This window comes from Streptomyces sp. NBC_00568, assembly GCF_026341855.1.
GTDB lineage: Bacteria > Actinomycetota > Actinomycetes > Streptomycetales > Streptomycetaceae > Streptomyces.
Genome location: NZ_JAPENW010000001.1, coordinates 5,854,113 through 5,872,163, shown reverse-complemented (window position 1 = coordinate 5,872,163; position 18,051 = coordinate 5,854,113). Strand labels below are relative to the sequence as shown.

Genomic DNA, 18,051 nt, shown 5'->3' with positions numbered 1-18,051 from the left:
CCGTACCGCTCCGGAGTGTCGCGGCAAAAGCCGAGGGCCCATGCCCGAACAGGCATGGGCCCCAGCCGATCGGATCCGGTCTGTTGGGATCAGACTCCGAGCAGGTCGACCACGAAGATCAGCGTCTCACCGGGCTGGATCGCCGGGGTCGGGCTCTGGTTGCCGTAGGCGAGGTGGGCGGGGATGGTCAGCTGGCGACGGCCGCCGACCCTCATGCCCTGCACGCCCTGGTCCCAGCCCTTGATGACGCGGCCGCCACCGAGCGGGAATCGGAACGGCGAGTTCCGGTTCCAGCTGGCGTCGAACTCCTCGCCGGTGCTGAACGCGACACCCACGTAGTGCACCGTGACGGTCTGTCCCGCCTCGGCCACAGGGCCTTCGCCCTCCCAGATGTCCTTGATCTCGAGGTCCGCCGGGGGCTCGCCGCCCGGGAAGTCGATCTCGGGCTTCTCGATGCTCACGTCTTTGCTCCTGCTTGTGTACGTAAAGGCAACACTGACAGTCTTACATCCCCGAAGGGTTACATCATCGCCAGGATGTCGACCGAGAAGACGAGGGTGGAGTCCTTCTTGATGCCGCTGTCGCTCGGCGGGTTGTCGCCGTAGCCCAGCTTCGGCGGGATCACGATGAGGACGCGGCTGCCCACCTTCTTGCCCGTCAGACCCTGCGCCCAGCCCTTGACGACCTGCTGGAGCGAGAACGACGTCAGCTGACCCCGCTTGTACGTGGAGTCGAACTCCTTGCCGCTGTCCCAGAGCACGCCCTCGTACTGCACCAGGACGCTGCTGTCGGCCTTGACCTCCTCGCCATCGCCCTCGATCACATAGTTCGCCACGAGCTTCGTGGGGGCGTCCGTCTTCGGCACCGTGATCTTGGGGGCGGCGCCGTCCGTGTTGGTCCCGACCTTCGGCAGCGCGGCATCGCTCTGCGCGACGTTCTTGCCCTTGGCGGAGCTCTTGGAATTGAACGTGTTCTCGATGTCGACGACGAACACGAGCGTGTCGGTGCCCTTGATGCCCGCCTGCGCGTTGCCCTGCGTGCCGTAGCCCCAGGTCGGGGGGACGGACATCTCGACGCGGCTGCCGGCCTTCTTGCCGATCAGGCCATAGCGCCAGCCGTCGATGATGCCGCCCTGCGCGAGCTGGATGACCAGCGGCGTCTTACGGTCGTAGGAGTTGTCGAAGACCTTCGCCGTGGCCCAGATCTGGCCCAGGTAGTTGGCCTGGATGTAGTCGTTCTCCGCGACCGTCTGGCCATTGCCCGCGATGACCGTCCTGACCGCGAGGTCCTTCGACGGCTCACCGGTGCCCTTGGCTACGGTCGGCTTCTCCCCGAACTTCGTACCGGCGGTGATCGCCGGCAGCGGGCCGTCGACGATCTTCGGCGGGGGCGGCGCGGAGGCCGCGGCGGAGGCCGAAGGCGACGGACTCTTGCTGGACTTGGCCGTGTCTGACTTGCCGTCGTCACCGCATCCGGCAAGTGTGACCAGTCCAGCGGGTACGGCGAGAAGGAGTGAGCGTCGGCGCACGGTGGGGGCCTCGTATCGGTCGATCTTGGTTGATGGCGTGCGCGCAACTCTACGACGTGAGAAGGGCGCCGTACGGAAAACGTACGGCGCCCCGCGTTGCGTTCCGCTTCACACGCGGAACACCCGGCTCACATTCCGGCGATGAGCTTCTCCACCCGGTCGTCCACCGAACGGAACGGGTCCTTGCACAACACCGTGCGCTGTGCCTGGTCGTTGAGCTTCAGGTGGACCCAGTCGACGGTGAAGTCTCGGCGCTGTTCCTGAGCACGCCGGATGAAGTCGCCCCGGAGCCGCGCCCGAGTGGTCTGCGGCGGCACCGACTTGCCCTCGAAGATCTTCAAGTCGTTGCAGATCCGAGCGGCTTGCCCCTTCCTCTCCAGCAGGTAGTAGAGGCCACGACGGCGGTGGATGTCGTGGTAGGCGAGGTCTATCTGCGCGACCCGCGGGTGCGACATGGTCATGTTGTGCTTGGCCCGGTACCGCTCGATGAGCTGGTACTTCATGACCCAGTCGATCTCGGTGCCGATCCGGTCGAGGTCCTCGGCCTCGATCGAGTCGAGCACACGGCCCCACAGTTCGAGGACCTGTTCGACGGTTCCGGTTCGGATGCCGCGGCGCTCGACGAAGTCCACGGCCTTCTCGTAGTACTCGCGCTGCACTTCCAGCGCGGAGGCCTCACGGCCACTGGCGAGGCGCACCTTGCGGCGGCCCGTGATGTCGTGGCTGACCTCACGGATCGCCCGAATGGGGTTCTCCAGGGTGAGGTCGCGCATGACGGTGCCCGCCTCGATCATGCGCAGCACCAGATCGGTGGCGCCGACCTTGAGGAGCATGGTCGTCTCGGACATGTTCGAGTCGCCGACGATGACGTGCAGCCGGCGGTAGCGCTCGGCGTCCGCGTGCGGCTCGTCACGCGTGTTGATGATGGGCCGGGAGCGGGTCGTCGCGGAGCTGACACCCTCCCAGATGTGCTCGGCTCGCTGGCTGACGCAGTACACGGCACCGCGCGGAGTCTGCAGCACCTTGCCGGCGCCGCACAGCAGCTGCCGCGTGACGAGGAACGGAATGAGGATGTCCGCGAGCCGGGAGAACTCCCCGTGCCGGGCCACCAGATAGTTCTCGTGGCACCCGTAGGAGTTGCCCGCCGAGTCGGTGTTGTTCTTGAACAGGTAGACGTCGCCCGCGATTCCTTCCTCGTGCAGGCGTCGTTCGGCGTCCACCAGGAGTCCTTCGAGAATGCGCTCGCCGGCCTTGTCGTGGGTGACGAGCTCCGTCACGTTGTCACATTCGGGTGTCGCGTATTCCGGATGTGATCCCACGTCGAGATAAAGGCGGGCACCGTTCCGCAGAAAGACATTGCTGCTGCGGCCCCATGACACGACACGGCGGAAGAGGTACCGCGCCACCTCGTCGGGAGACAGGCGGCGCTGTCCCCTGAACGTACACGTGACGCCGTACTCGTTCTCCAGCCCGAAAATGCGGCGGTCCATGACTGAACATTACGCCCGATCCCCTGAGCTGAAACGGGGTTCGACGGCACGGTTTGGATCATTTTCCGATGAGACCGCAACGACCGCACCCCGGCCGGTAGCTGCGAGGACCCGCCCCGTGGCCAGCAGAACCACCAGCGCGGCGACTCCGGCGACCCCCGGAACGGCGAAGCCCCGGGCCGCCCCGCCCCACTCCACGACGGGCCCCGCGATGCCCGTTCCGACCGACGCGCCCACGGTGAACGTCGTCACGAGCCAGGAGAAGGCCTCCGTGACGGTGCCCGTCGGCGCGTGCCGGTCGACCAGCACGAACGCGCAGGCGATGCAGGGCGCGAGGAACACTCCGGCCAGCGTCGTCAGAGCGGTCATGGCGACCGGTCCCGGCACCAGCATCAGCGGGACGTAACACACCGCCAGAAGGGCGACGAGCACCCGCAGTCGCCGCTCCGGGGCCCCGCCCCACCGGCGCGCGCCGTAGACCACGCCGCCGAGCAGCGCGCCCAGGCCGATGCCCGCCATCAGCCAGCCGTACACGGCGTCCCCGCCGTGCCCGTCGGCGTACGACACCGCGGCGACCGTGATCGAGCCGAGCGCCATCCCGATGAACAGGAACGCGCCGAGCAGGGCCACCAGCCCCGGTGAGCGCAGGGCGCCGAGCCAGTGCGCCTCCCGCGGGGCCGACCGCCACGCGCGCGAGGGCGGCGAGACGACCACGGAGAGGGCCCCCAGGACACCGATGACGCTCAGGATCAGCAGCGCGGCCTGGGCGGACCAGAGCGAGACGCACAGCGTCACCAGCAACGGCCCGACGGTGAACATCACTTCCTGCGCCACGGCGTCCATCGCGTACGCGGTGTGCACCTGCTCCTCCTTGCGCAGGACGGAGGGCCACAGCGCCCGCAGGCCTCCCTCCAGGGGAGGCGTGAACAGCCCCGCCACGGCCATCGCGGCACAGGCGAGCGCCGGCCGGTCCGTCCCGACGAAGGCGAAGACACCCATCCCGAAGGCCGAGACGAGCGCCGCGGGCAGCTGCACCCGGGGTTGCCCGTAGAGGTCCACGAGCCGTCCGAGCAGGGGCTGCCCCACCGCGTTGGCCACCCCGTAGACGGCGGCGAGCGCGCCCGCCAGGCTGTAGGTGCCGCCCTCGGCCCGGACGAACAGCACGACGGCGATGGCCGCGGTGGCGTTCGGCAGCCGCCCCACGAGCGTGCCGACGAGCAGCCGGGCTGCGTGCCTCGCCCTGAGGATCTCCAGGTATCCCGCGGCCATGTCGAGCCCTTCCGGTAGTGCGCGACGCCGAAGTGTTACGTATAACGTCTCCACCCATACGTACCATGTGCGCAGTCCGGGAGTCCAGACGAAGGAGCAGGCCGACGGTGGCAAGAGGTAGTGCGCGCCCCACGAGCCGGGACGTCGCCCAGGCCGCCGGGGTCTCCCAGGCCGCGGTCTCCCTGGTACTGGGAGACAAATGGCGCGGCCGGGTCTCCGAGGCCACGGCGGAACGCGTCCGGGACGCGGCCCAGGAGCTCGGCTACCGCCCGAACCTGGCCGCCCGCAACCTCCGCCTCGGCCGCACCCGCACCGTCCTCCTGGTGGTCCCCGCACTCACCACGGAGTTCTTCGCCGGCGTCTACACCGGCGCGGCCCGCGTGGCCGCCGAACACGGCTTCGGCGTCGTCCTGTACCCCTCCCCCGAAGGCATCGGCCCCGCCCGCGACCCCTTCGGCTCCGCCCAGGCCGCCCTCGACGGCGTGATCGCCTCCTCCATGGCGGCCGACGCCCTCACGGCGATCCGCGGCGACCAGCTCCCCCTGGTCATGCTCGACAGCGACCCCGCCGGCAGCCAGGGCGCGGCGACCGTCAACCTCGACATCAAGGACGGCGTACGCCAGGTCACCGGCCACCTCCTGGAACTGGGTCACCGCCGCTTCCTGCACCTCGCGGCCGACATCCCGTCCTGGACCTTCGAGGTCCGCGCCCAGGAGATCGCCGCCCGCCTCTCCGACGTCCCCGGAACCGACCTCCGGACCGCCAGGGCACCCATCTCCTTCGAGGACGCCCTCGCGGCGGCCCAGACCGCCCTCTCCGCCCCCGGCCCGCGCCCCACCGCCGTGATCTGTGACGACGACAAACTGGCCGCGGGCGCCTACAAGGCCGCCCGCCGCCTCGGACTGCGCATCCCCGACGACATCTCCATCACCGGCCTGGACGACCTCGCCCTGGCCCGGGCCCTCGACCCGGAACTCACCACCGTCCGCCTGGACGCGGAACGATTCGGGGAACAGGGCATGAAGGCCCTCCTGGCCGTCCTGGACGGCCGCACACCCCCGCAGGGGGACATCCCGGTCGAACTGGTGGTGAGGGGCTCCACGGCCCCGCCAGGCCCGTAGACGCCACCACCTTCACCACCGGGCCCACCGGACCCGGACCGGCACACGGAAGGGGCCGCGCCGGTGTGCACCGGGGCGGCCCCTTCCGTGTGAGCACCCGACGGACGGGCGCGAGGTCGAACCACGACCTCACTCGTCGTCGTCGGCGTCCTCGGCCTCCGTCGCGGTCTCCGCTCCTCCGGCCTCCAGCAGCCGGCCCAGCTGACGGCCGACGATCCGCTTGAACTTCCGCTGCTGCGGGCGCGTCCGGTCCAGCACCGCGACCTCCAGCCGCTCCGCCGGAATCTCCCGCTCGCCGCCGTTGGGCTCCCGGGACAGCGACTGAACCGCCAGCTTCAGCGCCTCCGCCAACGACATCCCGTCCCGGTGCTGGGTGTCCAGATAGGTACTGATCTGCTCGGCATTGCCGCCGACCGCGACCGAACCGTGCTCGTCCACGATCGAACCGTCGTGCGGCAGCCGGTAGATCTGGTCGCCCTCGGGCGTGTCGCCGACCTCGGCGACCACCAGCTCCACCTCGTACGGCTTCTCCGCCGCCGACGAGAAGATCGTGCCCAGCGTCTGGGCGTACACGTTCGCGAGACCACGGGCGGTCACGTCGTCACGGTCGTACGTGTATCCCCGCAGGTCGGCGTAACGCACGCCGCCGATCCGCAGATTCTCGTACTCGTTGTACTTGCCGGCGGCCGCGAAGCCGATCCGGTCGTAGATCTCGCTGAACTTGTGCAGCGCGCGGGACGGGTTCTCGCCGACGAACACGATGCCGTCGGCATACTGCAGCACGACCAGGCTGCGGCCACGGGCGATGCCCTTGCGGGCGTACTCCGCCCGGTCGGCCATGGCCTGCTGGGGTGAGACATAGAACGGCGTCGACACCGGTTATCCGTCCCTTTCTGTCGAAGTCACTGGATCACCTGGAAAATGAGACCGGTCTCAGAGCAGCGCGGCGCGCGGGCCGTCGGGCTGCTCGAGTCGCCGCTCCAGGATCGCGCGGGCGATCTCGGAGGACTCCTCGTCGGTGAGCCGGCGGAAGCCGCTCTCGGTGATCACGGTGACGATCGGGTAGATCCGGCGCGCGACATCGGGACCACCGGTCGCCGAGTCGTCGTCGGCAGCGTCGTACAGGGCCTGGATGACCAGCGTCGTGGCCTGGTCCTCGGTCAGGTCCTTGGCGTAGAGCTTCTTCATGGCGCTGCGTGCGAAGAGCGAGCCGGAGCCCGTGGCCGCGTAGCCGTGCTCCTCGGAGCGGCCGCCCGTCACGTCGTAGGAGAAGATGCGGCCCTTGCCGCGGTCCACGTCGAAGCCCGCGAAGAGGGGCACCACGGCGAGGCCCTGCATCGCCATGCCGAGGTTGGAACGGATCATCGTGGACAGGCGGTTCGCCTTGCCCTCCAGGGAGAGCTGGGCGCCCTCCACCTTCTCGAAGTGCTCCAGCTCCAGCTGGAACAGCTTCACCATCTCCACGGCCAGACCCGCCGTACCGGCGATACCCACCGCCGAGTACTCGTCGGCCGGGAACACCTTCTCGATGTCCCGCTGCGCGATGACGTTCCCCATCGTGGCCCGCCGGTCGCCGGCGAGGACGACCCCGCCGGGGAACGTGACGGCGACGATGGTCGTGCCGTGCGGGGCCTCGATCACACCCTGGACGGGCGGCAGTTGCCGCTTGCCCGGCAGCATCTCCGGCTGGTGCTCGGACAGGAAGTCCATGAAGGACGACGACCCGGGCGTCAGGAAGGCAGCCGGTAGACGCCCGGTGCTACGAGTGTTGGCTTCCACGCGTTTCCTTCCAGGTATGTCGCAGCCCGTCTCATGACGTCGGGCCGATCCTTGAACTGCCCCAGTGCAGCGTTGCAGCTGAAGCACAGTACGCCTCGGACCCTACCCGTCTGGTGGCAGTGATCCACATGTTCGGCAGGGGCGGTTAGGCAGATACAGCAGATTCCCCGCTGCTCCGCGACCATCGCGTCCAACTCGGCTGGTGTGAGGCCGTACTTGCGCTGGAAATAGCTGATCCGGTTCCGCTCCGCACGGCACTCACGGCAGTAGCTCGCCCAGCCGTCCGAGGAGGACTTGTTGCGCTCCCACGCGGAGTGCGGTTTCACAACCTGGCACTGCGGGCAGCGCTTGTGGCCCCGCGGTACAGGCACCTTGACCCGTACCGTTCTGCCCTTGGCCTCCTGGCGCTGCCGGTAGTACTCCGCGGAGCATTCCCGGCAGTACGCCTGGAGACCGTCGGGCATCGACCTGTTGCTCGCGAAGGCCGCCCGCGGTTTGTTCTGCTTACACCGCGAGCAGCTTCGCGCTTCCACTTCTTCAGCCAAGTTCGGCTCGAACCTTCGATTCGATGGAAGAAGCGGCTTTACTGCCCGCCCTTCTGAACGAAGGACCTCACGAAATCCTCGGCGTTCTCTTCGAGTACATCGTCAATTTCGTCAAGAACCGAGTCGACGTCGTCGCTCAGCTTCTCCTGGCGTTCCTTGAGGTCGTCGGTCGCTTGCGCGTCCTGTGTCTGCTCCTCGACCTCCTCGGTGGAACGCGTCGCCTTCTGCTGTCCGCCGCCGGTGTCCTTGGTCGCCATAACCCTCACCCCGCTCGGTTCGACGTTCTTGATCAGACCCTACAAGCAGGGTCCGACATCGGCCCCGCAGTTTGTCCAACGTACGGGGGCCACCTCGATGATTCCCGTACGCCGGGTATTCCACCCTGTCCGGCCGTGGCCGTCCGGGCGGAAGCTCAGTTGCCCGACAGGACCCTGACCAGGTCCTCGGCCGTACGGCAGCGGTCCAGGAGTTCCTTGACGTGATTACGCGTTCCGCGAAGCGGCTCCAGGGTTGGAACGCGCTGGAGCGAATCCCGGCCCGGCAGATCGAAGATCACCGAGTCCCAGGAGGCCGCCGCCACGTCGTCCGCGTACTGCTCGAGACAGCGTCCGCGGAAGTACGCCCGGGTGTCCTCCGGCGGCTTGGTGCGGGCCCGCTCGACCTCGCTCTCGTCCAGCAGGCGCTTGATCCTGCCCCGGGCCGCGAGACGGTTGTAGAGGCCCTTGTCGGCCCGTACGTCCGCGTACTGGAGGTCGATCAGGTGCAGCCGGGCGGCGTCCCAGTCGAGGCTGTCGCGGCGCCGGTAGCCCTCCATGAGTTCCCGCTTGGCGACCCAGTCGAGCTCTCCGGAGAGGCTCATCGGGTCGTTCTCCAGGCGGTTCAGGGTGTCCTCCCAGCGCAGCAGGACGTCCTTGGTCTGTTCGTCGGCGTCCGCCCCGAACCGCTCCTCGACGTACTTGCGCGAGAGTTCGAAGTACTCCATCTGCAGTTGCACCGCGGTGAGTGTGCGTCCGCTGCGGAGCGTGACCAGGCGCTTGAGGGTCGGGTCGTGGGAGACCTGGTGGAGGGTGCGTACGGGCTGGTCGACGGCCAGGTCGACGGCGATGAAGCCGTCCTCGATCATGGAGAGGACGAGCGCCGTCGTGCCGAGCTTCAGATAGGTCGAGATCTCGGAGAGGTTCGCGTCGCCGATGATCACGTGCAGCCGGCGGTATTTCTCCGCGTCCGCGTGCGGCTCGTCGCGGGTGTTGATGATGGGGCGCTTGAGCGTGGTCTCGAGGCCTACCTCGACCTCGAAGTAGTCGGCTCGCTGGCTGAGCTGGAAGCCGTGCTCGTGCCCGTCCTGGCCGATACCGACGCGGCCCGCTCCGGTGACGACCTGGCGTGAGACGAAGAACGGTGTCAGGTGCCGCACGATGTCCGAGAACGGGGTCTCCCGCTTCATCAGGTAGTTCTCGTGCGTGCCGTACGAGGCGCCCTTGTTGTCGGTGTTGTTCTTGTAGAGGTGGATCGGCTGGGCGCCCGGGAGCTGGGCCGCCCGCTCCGCGGCCTCCGCCATGATCCGCTCGCCGGCCTTGTCCCACAGGACCGCGTCCCGCGGGTTGGTGACCTCGGGGGAGCTGTACTCCGGGTGTGCGTGGTCGACGTACAGCCGTGCGCCGTTGGTGAGGATGACATTGGCCAGGCCGATGTCCTCGTCGGTGAGCTGACTGGAGTCGGCGGTCTCCCGGGCGAGGTCGAAGCCTCGTGCGTCCCGCAGCGGGTTCTCCTCCTCGAAGTCCCAGCGGGCGCGGCGCGCCCGGTGCATCGCCGCCGCGTAGGCGTTGACGATCTGGGACGAGGTGAGCATGGCATTGGCGTTGGGGTGACCGGGGACGGAGATCCCGTACTCCGTCTCGATGCCCATTACTCGCCGTACGGTCATGCGGCCCTCCTTGCCCGGCGGCGCCCTCGGTCGGGGGCGCTGCTCAAGTACCGCTGGCGCTCCGGTGCGTGTGCGGTGCCCGTCCCCGCACTGCGCGACTCGGCGGTACGAAAGAGCCTAGAACGCCTTTGCGCTGGTGGGGAGATCATTTGCGTCATTGCTGTGCTCCGGCCTTGTCCTGAAAAACAGTCGGCTGCGGGTACCCGCCGAGGGCACCCGCAGCCGCCCTGTCTTTTACAGGTACTGACCGGTGTTGGCCACCGTGTCGATGGAGCGTCCGGTGTCCGCGCCCTGCTTTCCGGTGATGAGCGTACGGATGTAAACGATCCGTTCGCCCTTCTTTCCGGAGATCCTGGCCCAGTCGTCCGGGTTCGTGGTGTTCGGCAGGTCCTCGTTCTCCTTGAACTCGTCCACGCAGGCCTGGAGGAGATGGGAGACCCGAAGGCCCTTCTGGCTGTGTTCCAAGAAGTCCTTGATGGCCATCTTCTTGGCGCGGCCCACGATGTTCTCGATCATGGCGCCGGAATTGAAGTCCTTGAAGTAAAGGACTTCCTTGTCACCGTTGGCGTAGGTGACCTCCAGGAAGCGGTTCTCCTCCGACTCGGCGTACATCTGCTCCACGGCTGTCTGGATCATGCCGTGGACGGTGGCCGCCCTGTCGCCGCCGTGCTCTCCCACGTCCTCGGAGTGCAGCGGGAGACGCTCGGTGAGGTACTTCTGGAAGATGTCCTTCGCCGCTTCGGCGTCCGGGCGCTCGATCTTGATCTTCACGTCGAGTCGTCCGGGCCGCAGGATGGCGGGGTCGATCATGTCCTCGCGGTTCGAGGCGCCGATGACCACCACGTTCTGCAGGCCCTCCACGCCGTCGATCTCGGCGAGCAGCTGCGGGACGATGGTGTTCTCCACGTCCGAGCTGACGCCTGATCCACGGGTGCGGAAGAGGGATTCCATCTCGTCGAAGAAGACGATGACAGGGGTGCCCTCGCTGGCCTTCTCCCGTGCACGCTGGAAGACGAGGCGGATCTGCCGCTCGGTCTCGCCGACGTACTTGTTCAGGAGCTCGGGGCCCTTGATGTTGAGGAAGAAGCTCTTGCCGGTGGCCTGTCCGGTCACTTCGGCGACCTTCTTGGCCAGTGAGTTGGCCACGGCCTTGGCGATGAGCGTCTTTCCGCATCCGGGGGGCCCGTACAGCAGGACGCCCTTGGGCGGCCGCAGTTCGTGTTCCTTGAAGAGGTCGGGGTAGAGGTACGGGAGCTCGACCGCGTCGCGGATCATCTCGATCTGGCCGCCCAGACCGCCGATCTGCTCGTAGCCGATGTCCGGGACCTCTTCGAGGACGAGTTCCTCGACCTCGCTCTTGGGAACGATCTCGTAGACATAGCCGGAACGGGGTTCGAGGAGCAGGGCGTCCCCGGGACGGATATTGACGTCCAGGAGCGGCTCGGCGAGCCGGACCACCCGTTCCTCGTCGGTGTGCCCCTGTACGAGGGCGCGCTCGCCGTCCTCGAGGATCTCCTTGAGGGTGACGATGTCGCCCACGCTCTCGTATTCCATGGCCTCGACCACGTTGAGAGCTTCGTTGAGCATCACTTCCTGGCCGCGCCTGAGCTCTTCGAGCTCCACGCTGGGGCTGACGTTCACCCGGAGCTTGCGGCCCCCGGTGAAGATGTCCGCCGTGCCGTCCTCATTCGCCGTGAGGAAGACACCGAAGCCGGCCGGCGGCTGTGCTAGCCGGTCGACTTCTTCCTTGAGGGCCACGATCTGATCGCGGGCCTCACGGAGCGTGTTCGCGAGCCGCTCGTTCTGTGCGGACACGCCTGCCAGGTTCGTCTGCAACTCGACGATCCGCTCTTCGAGAATCCTCGTGTGCCGCGGAGAGTCGGCGAGCTTGCGTCGCAGGACGGCGATCTCCTGCTCAAGGTAGGCAATCTGCCCGGCGGGGTCATCGGACCCTCGTCCCGGGCGGATGCCGCGGTTCATGTCGTCGTCGTGGGCTGCCACGGTCCTCACCTCCTCCAAGGGGAGCTGGACGCTTCCAGACCCTACCTGGGTGGGTGTCGATTGAAACCCCTAGATCACAAAGACTGTAGGGGTGTGTCCGATCTTCACCCTTGCGCTCTCCCTCACGCCAGGGGAATACCCACCGAACATGATTGGGAAGCGGGCGGAGGTAGGGTCGAAGTGTTCAACACCCGTCAGAGCTGGCCCGATTCCCCAGTCTTCGGTCCGCTCGACGCAGAAAACGGCAGGAGAAATGACCGTGCAGCAGGAGGCCGGAGTCGACGGCGAGGCGCTTGAGGTCTGGATCGACCAGGATCTCTGTACCGGCGACGGGATCTGCGTCCAGTACGCGCCCGAGGTCTTTGAGCTGGACATCGACGGTCTGGCCTACGTGAAGAGCCCGGAGGACGAGCTGCTGCAGGCCGTGGGCGCCACAACGCCCGTACCGCTGCCGCTTCTGCGCGATGTGACCGACTCGGCGAAGGAGTGCCCGGGCGACTGCATCCATGTCCGTCGGGTTTCGGACAAGGTCGAGGTCTACGGCCCCGACGCGGAGTGATTTTTCGGATACTCCACGTCACCGATGTCTGGTTCCTCACACCCTCCGCCGCGCGGAGGGTGTTTTCTTTTGTCCGGGCGCTGTGAGGGGGCGCTCACACGCTCCGTGCTTCGGGCGGTGTCGAGCGCACGAACGCGCCGTTCTTCCACTGCCACTTGGCGCTGTCCTTCACGTCCGGGCAGCAACTCGGTACGTCGGCCGAGGAGTAGCCGAGGAGCGTGGCGGTGACGGCTCCGTCGCGCACCGCGAAGTCGGTGACGCTGAGGCGGTCCTTGGGGTCGACCAGGGTCGCCACGACGCGGGGCTCCTTCGCTCCCTCGGCCTGGGTGAGGACGTAGACGCCGCTGGGCGGGGTGCCCGAGCCGGCGTCGCAGCGGACGACGGCCACGGTCTCGCGGCGGCCGTCGCCGTCCAGGTCCCCGGAGGCCTTTTTCTCGACGAGCACTTTGGTGGGCCCGCAGGTGATCGGGAAGTCCACGCCGGCCGGGTCGGGGGCGGCCACCGGGGCTGCCGCCGACGTCGCGCCGGCGCCGGGCTGGGCCGCCGTCGCGGGATCGGGCTGGAGGAGCGAGGACAGCGCCACGACTCCGGCGATGGCGGTGGCCGTGGCGACCCACTGGATGGGGCTGGTGTGCGTGTGTGCCAGTTCCGGGACGGCGGATTGCTGCACTAGGAGTGTCTCCCGTGAGGGCTGTGCCGGTGGGGGTTGGGGTGTCCCGCATGGTGCCACACGTCACAGCCTGGTGGAACGGCGGGGTCCGGAGTTGTGAAGAAGTCCGGCAGGGCTTTCCGCGCCGTGCCGGGGGCGTGCCTGCACGGCCCCGGCGGATGCGCCGGGAGGGAGTCTTGAGGTGCGGCCCGGTTCCTCTGGGACCTGCGGACCGGTTCCTCTGGGACCTGCGGACCGCCTGCCGCGCGACCTGGTGCCGGGCTCGGCGGACCTGTCGGCCGGGTTCTGGAGGGAGCCCGATCGGCTGCCTCCGGGCGGTCGGTTCGCGCGCGCCGCAGGCCGGTCGGCCGGGTTCGTGACGGACCTGTCGGCAGCCGTGCGAGGCGGCCGGCTCACGGACGCGGCAGCACCGCCGACCGTCTTCCGTGCGACGGATCGGACGGCCCGCCCACCCGCCCACCGTGTTGCCGACGCACCGTCAGCATCCTTGCGGGCACGCTGTGGCCGCGCTCGGCGGACCCGTCGGCGGGCGCTCGACGGACGGCGGGCGGACGGGATCTGGTGGTGCGTCAACGGGAAAGCGATGTGGCCGAGTTCCCGGGGACGTCCGGGAACTCGGCCACATCAATGGTGCGTTGGGTACGTCAGCGGGCGGCGCCGCCGTCGGCGTTCGGACCGGAGTAGTCCTCGCCGTACGCGCCCTTGGCGGGGCGGCGGCGGCGCATGGGCGGTTCGACGCCGTCCGCGAGGCGGCGGGCGGTGAGCAGGAAGCCGGTGTGGCCGATCATCCGGTGGTCCGGGCGGACGGCCAGGCCCTCGATGTGCCAGTTGCGGATCATCGATTCCCAGGCGGTCGGCTCGTTGAAGCAGCCGATCTCGCGGATCGACTCGACGGTCCGCGCGAGCTGGGTGGTGGTCGCCACGTAGCAGCAGAGGATGCCGCCGGGGACGAGCGCCTTGGAGACCGCCTCCAGGCATTCCCAGGGGGCGAGCATGTCGAGGATGACGCGGTCGACGTCGGTGTCGCTCAGGTTGTCCTGGAGGTCACCGACGGTGAGCTGCCAGGCGGGGTGCGGTCCGCCGAAGTAGCGCTCCACGTTCTGCTGGGCGATCTCGGCGAAGTCCTCGCGGCGCTCGTAGGAGTGCAGCATGCCCTGGTCGCCGATGGCGCGCAGCAGGAAGCTGCTGAGCGAGCCGGAGCCGACCCCCGCCTCCACGACGCGGGCGCCGGGGAAGATGTCGGCGAAGGCCAGGATCTGCCCCGCGTCCTTGGGGTAGACCACGGCGGCGCCGCGGGGCATGGACAGGACGTAGTCGGGGAGCAGGGGGCGCAGCGCGAGATAGGCGACGTTTCCCGTGGTGCGGACAACGCTGCCCTCGGGAGCACCGATCAGCTCGTCGTGGGGGAAGGAACCCTTGTGGGTGTGGAAATTCTTCCCGGCCTCGAGCGTGAACGTGTAGTGGCGGCCCTTGGGGTCGGTCAGCTGAACCTGGTCCCCGACCTTGAAGGGCCCGCGCCTGCGGGCGGCACCGGTCGGTTCGGACATGTGAACAGCCTACCGGTCCCGGACGGGGCCTCCGACCATCGTCAGGAGGGCCGGGCCATGGCCTTCACGAAGGCGCGCTCCACGTCGGCGGCGGACAGGACGCCGTAGATCTCGCCGGAGTCCTCCACCACCAGGTACTCGGTGGCGGGGCTGGCGCGCAGGGCGTCGAGGAGGTCCTCGCCTGCGAGTTCGGCGGAGACCCGCATGCCGTCGGTGAGGTCCTGGGCGAGGCCGCTGACGGCGACCCAGGGGCGACGGTGCTCGGGGACGCCGACGATGGCGGCCTCTCGGACCAGGGAGAGCGGTTCGCCGTCGGCGTCGACGACGACCAGGGCGCGGGCGCCGACGTCGTTGGCGCGGCGCAGCGCCTCGGAGAGCGGGGTGCCGGTCTCGACGGGGACCGCGCGCCGGGTGAGGGAGCGGGCGCGCAGTTCCGGCAGGTGTTCGCGCAGCCGGGCCATCCGGAGGCTGTTGCCGGCGCCGGTCCAGATGATCGCCGCGAGGATGGCGGCGAGCAGGGCGTCGGTGACGGTGTCCATGCCGCCGAGGTCCTCGGGGGCGGCGCCGAGGGCCTCGGACTGGGTGAGCAGGGGCAGTCCGATGAGTACGGAGACGGCGAGGGCGCGGCCGACCCAGGCGGCGGCGACGGTGCCGCTCATCGGCCTGCCGGTGATCTTCCAGACGACGGCCCGGAGCATGCGGCCGCCGTCGAGGGGCAGGCCGGGCAGCAGGTTGAAGGCGGCCACGATGAGGTTGGAGATCATCAGGCCGGCCAGCAGGACGCCGGGGACCGTGCCGGGCTCGACGGGCAGCATGGCCAGGTAGAAGACGCCGGACAGGACGAGGGAGAGCAGCGGGCCGACGAAGGCGAGCACGAACTCGCGGCCCGGGGTCTCGGCCTCCTTCTCGATCTCCGAGACACCGCCGAAGAACTGGAGCTGGATCCGGCGCACGGGCAGTTTGAAGCGGAGGGCCGCGACGGTGTGGGCGAGTTCGTGGACGAGTACGGAGGCGTAGAAGGCGACCGCGAAGAAGAGGGACACGAGGTAGCGGGCTGCGCCGAGTTCGGGCAGGACGCGGTCGAGCTGGCCGCCGAAGACCCAGGTGATCAGGGCCGCGACGAGGAACCAGCTGGGCGCGACGTAGACGGGCACGCCGAACGGCCGGCCCATCAGCAGTCCGCCGCCGGGCTCCTTCGGGCGGCGCGGCGGGCGCCGCTTGCCGTTGCCCGTGTGGGCAAGGGTCCGGTGGGCGTCGGTGAGGTCGTCACGGGCGGTGAAGGACGACGGCTCGCCGTGGGGCCGGTCGGGGCCGTCGGACGTCTCGGGGGGCTCGCCGTGGGCTCCGGTCCCCTCGGTGTGCTCGGTGTGCTCGGTGGCGGCGGGGGCCTTGGCGAGCGGGTCCCGGGACGCTCCGGTGCCGGGCGCGGACTCCGGACCGGTCTCCGGGTGCTCCTCGGATCCGGTCCCGTCGTGGGTCGTGGTGCCGTCGTCGGCCCCGGGCCCGGTGGGGGCCGGGGAGCGGGAGCCGGCCTCGGCCCGGACGGGCGTCGCGGTCTCGTCGGGGGCGGCGGTGTCCCGGTCGGTGTCCGCCTCGGTCCGGGAGTCGTGATCGGGGGCCGTGGGTGCCGGCCCGGTGGGGGTCTCGGGCCCGGCTTCTCCGGTGCGTGTGGCGTCGGCGGCCGGCTCGGCGGAGGCCCGGGGCCTCTCGTCGTGCTCGGTCGCCTCGCCGGTACCGGACCGCGGCTGCCCGCTCCCGCCGCTCTCGTCCACGATGTCCCCTCGTTCGAAGCGTCTCCCGCCCCCGGTCGTGCGGAGCAGGAGGGTCTGTGGTCGATGGTATGCGGCGGTCGCGGCACGTTCCGCCCCGGCACCCCCTCTGTTTTCCGCGCCGTCGCGACCGCCGGGACGGGGTCACTGTCAGTGGCGGGCCGTAGAGTCTGTCGTCATGGAAACCAGCACCGAGGGCGCAGCGCCCGACGAAGCGGCCGCGGCCACCGAAGCCGTCGCGACCGCCGGCGACGGACCGGCCCCGGTGGTCGCGCGCGCGCCGGCTTCGCTGTCGCCCTCGCGTGCCAGTGACTTCATGCAGTGTCCGCTGCTGTACCGCTTCCGGGTGATCGACAAGCTGCCCGAGAAGCCGAGTGCGGCGGCGACCAGGGGGACGCTGGTGCACGCGGTCCTGGAGCGGCTCTTCGACGCCCCGGCCGTGGACCGGACCGCGCCGCGCGCCAAGTCGCTGATCCCCGGCCAGTGGGACCGGCTGCGGGAGAGCAGGCCGGAGGTCGTGGAGCTGTTCGCCGACGACCCGGAGGGCGAGCGGCTGGCGGGCTGGCTCGCCGAGGCCGAGCAGCTGGTGGAGCGCTGGTTCACGCTGGAGGACCCGACGCGGCTCGAACCGGCGGAGCGGGAGCTGTTCGTCGAGGCGCGGCTCGATTCCGGGCTGACTCTGCGCGGCATCATCGACCGGGTCGACGTGGCCCCGACGGGTGAGGTCCGGATCGTCGACTACAAGACGGGAAAGGCGCCGCGGCCGGAGTACGCCGAGGGTGCCCTGTTCCAGATGAAGTTCTACGCGCTGGTGGTGTGGCGGCTGAAGCAGGTGGTTCCGCGCCGGCTCCAGCTCGTCTATCTCGGCAGCGGTGACGTGCTGACGTACGACCCGGTGATCGAGGACCTGGAGCGGGTCGAGCGCAAGCTGCTGGCCCTGTGGGACGCCATCCGGCTGGCGACGGAGACGGGTGAGTGGCGGCCGCGTCCCACCAAGCTCTGCGGCTGGTGCGACCACCAGGCGGTGTGCCCGGAATTCGGTGGTACTCCCCCGGTGTATCCGCTCCCGGTCAGGGCGCCCGAGTCGGGGCCCCGGGAGCAGGGCAGAATGGGGCCGGACTAGCGAAGGAGACTTACGTGGCCATCCGCGTCCTACTGGTCGACGACCAGCCGCTGCTGCGCACCGGCTTCCGGATGATTCTGGAAGCGGAGCAGGACCTGGCGGTCGTCGGCGAGGCCGGTGACGGTCTCCAGGCGCTCGATCAGGTTCGTGCCCTGCAGCCCGATGTGGTTCTGATGGACATCCGTATGCCGCGGATGGACGGTGTGGAGGCGACCCGGCAGATCACCGGCCCCGGCCGGGACGGTCCGGCGAAGGTGCTGGTCCTGACGACGTTCGACCTCGACGAGTACGTGGTGGAGGCGTTGCGCGCGGGCGCCAGCGGCTTCCTCCTGAAGGACGCGCCCGCGAATGAGCTGGTGCAGGCGATCCGGGTGGTCGCGGCGGGCGAGGCGATGCTCGCGCCGAGCATCACGCGTCGGCTGCTCGACAAGTACGCGGGCCATCTGCCTTCCGGCGACGAGCCGGTTCCGGACACGTTGCACACGCTGACCGACCGCGAGGTCGAGGTGCTGAAGCTGGTGGCGCGCGGGCTGTCGAACGCGGAGATCGCGGCCGACCTGTTCGTCAGCGAGACCACGGTCAAGACGCATGTGGGGCATGTCCTGACGAAGCTGGGGCTGCGTGACCGGGTGCAGGCCGCGGTGTACGCGTACGAGAGCGGGCTGGTGCGTCCCGGGGCGCAGTAGGGCCGGTTCGCCGGGTGGGTCCCGGCCCGCCGAAGGCAGT

17 protein-coding genes are annotated in these 18,051 nt (G+C 69.2%); 4 read left to right on the top strand and 13 right to left on the bottom strand.

Annotated elements, in window-relative coordinates:
* Window positions 1–89: 89 nt before the first annotated feature.
* The 4 genes from OOK38_RS25500 to OOK38_RS25485 form a co-directional block, all read right to left on the bottom strand.
* Window positions 90–461, bottom strand: a complete 372-nt coding sequence (locus tag OOK38_RS25500) for an FKBP-type peptidyl-prolyl cis-trans isomerase (RefSeq protein WP_266756818.1) — start codon at window positions 459–461, stop codon at window positions 90–92.
* Between the two features lie 59 nt (window positions 462–520).
* Window positions 521–1,528 carry an FKBP-type peptidyl-prolyl cis-trans isomerase gene (locus OOK38_RS25495; RefSeq protein WP_266756820.1) on the bottom strand — a complete coding sequence of 336 codons (1,008 nt, stop codon included), beginning with the start codon at window positions 1,526–1,528 and terminating at the stop codon, window positions 521–523.
* A gap of 128 nt (window positions 1,529–1,656) precedes the next feature.
* Window positions 1,657–3,018, bottom strand: coding sequence for a Pup--protein ligase (pafA, locus tag OOK38_RS25490; protein WP_171143128.1), 1,362 nt, complete (start codon window positions 3,016–3,018; stop codon window positions 1,657–1,659).
* 9 nt (window positions 3,019–3,027) lie between these two features.
* Complete coding sequence (locus OOK38_RS25485) at window positions 3,028–4,287, bottom strand: MFS transporter (protein ID WP_266756823.1); 1,260 nt, start codon at window positions 4,285–4,287, stop codon at window positions 3,028–3,030.
* Between the two features lie 107 nt (window positions 4,288–4,394).
* Here OOK38_RS25485 and OOK38_RS25480 point away from each other — a divergent pair, with 107 nt between their 5' ends.
* Entirely contained in the window at window positions 4,395–5,408 is a 1,014-nt protein-coding gene (locus OOK38_RS25480; RefSeq protein WP_266756825.1) for a LacI family DNA-binding transcriptional regulator, read from the top strand.
* A 129-nt stretch (window positions 5,409–5,537) separates the two neighbouring features.
* Here the strand turns inward: OOK38_RS25480 and prcA are convergent, their stop codons facing one another.
* The 6 genes from prcA to arc all read right to left on the bottom strand — a co-directional run bounded on the left by prcA (window position 5,538) and on the right by arc (window position 11,657).
* Complete coding sequence (gene prcA / locus OOK38_RS25475) at window positions 5,538–6,284, bottom strand: proteasome subunit alpha (protein ID WP_266756827.1); 747 nt, start codon at window positions 6,282–6,284, stop codon at window positions 5,538–5,540.
* Between the two features lie 57 nt (window positions 6,285–6,341).
* On the bottom strand, window positions 6,342–7,187 hold the full coding sequence (prcB, locus tag OOK38_RS25470; protein ID WP_266756829.1) for a proteasome subunit beta: 846 nt from the start codon (window positions 7,185–7,187) through the stop codon (window positions 6,342–6,344).
* On the bottom strand, window positions 7,139–7,372 hold the full coding sequence (locus OOK38_RS34560; RefSeq protein WP_323178851.1) for an endonuclease VII domain-containing protein: 234 nt from the start codon (window positions 7,370–7,372) through the stop codon (window positions 7,139–7,141). Before OOK38_RS34560 ends, prcB begins: the two co-directional genes overlap by 49 nt.
* Before the next feature lie 398 nt (window positions 7,373–7,770).
* On the bottom strand, window positions 7,771–7,989 hold the full coding sequence (locus OOK38_RS25460; RefSeq protein WP_266756831.1) for a ubiquitin-like protein Pup: 219 nt from the start codon (window positions 7,987–7,989) through the stop codon (window positions 7,771–7,773).
* 155 nt (window positions 7,990–8,144) lie between these two features.
* Window positions 8,145–9,656 (bottom strand): depupylase/deamidase Dop, encoded by a 1,512-nt coding sequence (gene dop / locus OOK38_RS25455; RefSeq protein ID WP_266756833.1) that lies wholly within the window; start codon window positions 9,654–9,656, stop codon window positions 8,145–8,147.
* A gap of 234 nt (window positions 9,657–9,890) precedes the next feature.
* Window positions 9,891–11,657, bottom strand: a complete 1,767-nt coding sequence (arc, locus tag OOK38_RS25450; protein WP_266756835.1) for a proteasome ATPase — start codon at window positions 11,655–11,657, stop codon at window positions 9,891–9,893.
* Between the two features lie 253 nt (window positions 11,658–11,910).
* Here arc and OOK38_RS25445 point away from each other — a divergent pair, with 253 nt between their 5' ends.
* Window positions 11,911–12,216 carry a ferredoxin gene (locus tag OOK38_RS25445; RefSeq protein ID WP_266756837.1) on the top strand — a complete coding sequence of 102 codons (306 nt, stop codon included), beginning with the start codon at window positions 11,911–11,913 and terminating at the stop codon, window positions 12,214–12,216.
* A gap of 94 nt (window positions 12,217–12,310) precedes the next feature.
* On the opposite strand, the gene OOK38_RS25440 is transcribed toward OOK38_RS25445, so the two are convergent.
* From OOK38_RS25440 to OOK38_RS25430, 3 genes are all read right to left on the bottom strand, one after another.
* Complete coding sequence (locus tag OOK38_RS25440) at window positions 12,311–12,886, bottom strand: hypothetical protein (protein WP_266756839.1); 576 nt, start codon at window positions 12,884–12,886, stop codon at window positions 12,311–12,313.
* 644 nt (window positions 12,887–13,530) lie between these two features.
* Window positions 13,531–14,433 carry a tRNA (adenine-N1)-methyltransferase gene (locus OOK38_RS25435; RefSeq protein WP_266756841.1) on the bottom strand — a complete coding sequence of 301 codons (903 nt, stop codon included), beginning with the start codon at window positions 14,431–14,433 and terminating at the stop codon, window positions 13,531–13,533.
* A 41-nt stretch (window positions 14,434–14,474) separates the two neighbouring features.
* On the bottom strand, window positions 14,475–16,205 hold the full coding sequence (locus tag OOK38_RS25430; protein WP_266756843.1) for a site-2 protease family protein: 1,731 nt from the start codon (window positions 16,203–16,205) through the stop codon (window positions 14,475–14,477).
* A gap of 313 nt (window positions 16,206–16,518) precedes the next feature.
* Between OOK38_RS25430 and OOK38_RS25425 the strand changes: the two genes are divergently transcribed.
* Window positions 16,519–17,325 carry a PD-(D/E)XK nuclease family protein gene (locus tag OOK38_RS25425; RefSeq protein WP_266765604.1) on the top strand — a complete coding sequence of 269 codons (807 nt, stop codon included), beginning with the start codon at window positions 16,519–16,521 and terminating at the stop codon, window positions 17,323–17,325.
* Window positions 17,326–17,339: 14 nt separating this feature from the next.
* Window positions 17,340–18,011: a response regulator transcription factor gene (locus OOK38_RS25420; protein ID WP_261702934.1), complete on the top strand. Its 672-nt coding sequence runs from the start codon at window positions 17,340–17,342 to the stop codon at window positions 18,009–18,011.
* The last annotated feature ends 40 nt before the right edge of the window (window positions 18,012–18,051 follow it).

What these genes read in the sequence shown, in the direction of transcription:
- OOK38_RS25460 (WP_266756831.1), bottom strand. Translation starts at nt 7,989, where the DNA reads ATGGCGACCAAGGACACCGGCGGCGGACAGCAGAAGGCGACGCGTTCC.
- OOK38_RS34560 (WP_323178851.1), bottom strand. Translation starts at nt 7,372, where the DNA reads ATGGTCGCGGAGCAGCGGGGAATCTGCTGTATCTGCCTAACCGCCCCT.
- OOK38_RS25435 (WP_266756841.1), bottom strand. Translation starts at nt 14,433, where the DNA reads ATGTCCGAACCGACCGGTGCCGCCCGCAGGCGCGGGCCCTTCAAGGTC.
- pafA (WP_171143128.1), bottom strand. Translation starts at nt 3,018, where the DNA reads ATGGACCGCCGCATTTTCGGGCTGGAGAACGAGTACGGCGTCACGTGT.
- OOK38_RS25485 (WP_266756823.1), bottom strand. Translation starts at nt 4,287, where the DNA reads ATGGCCGCGGGATACCTGGAGATCCTCAGGGCGAGGCACGCAGCCCGG.
- dop (WP_266756833.1), bottom strand. Translation starts at nt 9,656, where the DNA reads ATGACCGTACGGCGAGTAATGGGCATCGAGACGGAGTACGGGATCTCC.
- OOK38_RS25445 (WP_266756837.1), top strand. Translation starts at nt 11,911, where the DNA reads ATGACCGTGCAGCAGGAGGCCGGAGTCGACGGCGAGGCGCTTGAGGTC.
- OOK38_RS25425 (WP_266765604.1), top strand. Translation starts at nt 16,519, where the DNA reads ATGCAGTGTCCGCTGCTGTACCGCTTCCGGGTGATCGACAAGCTGCCC.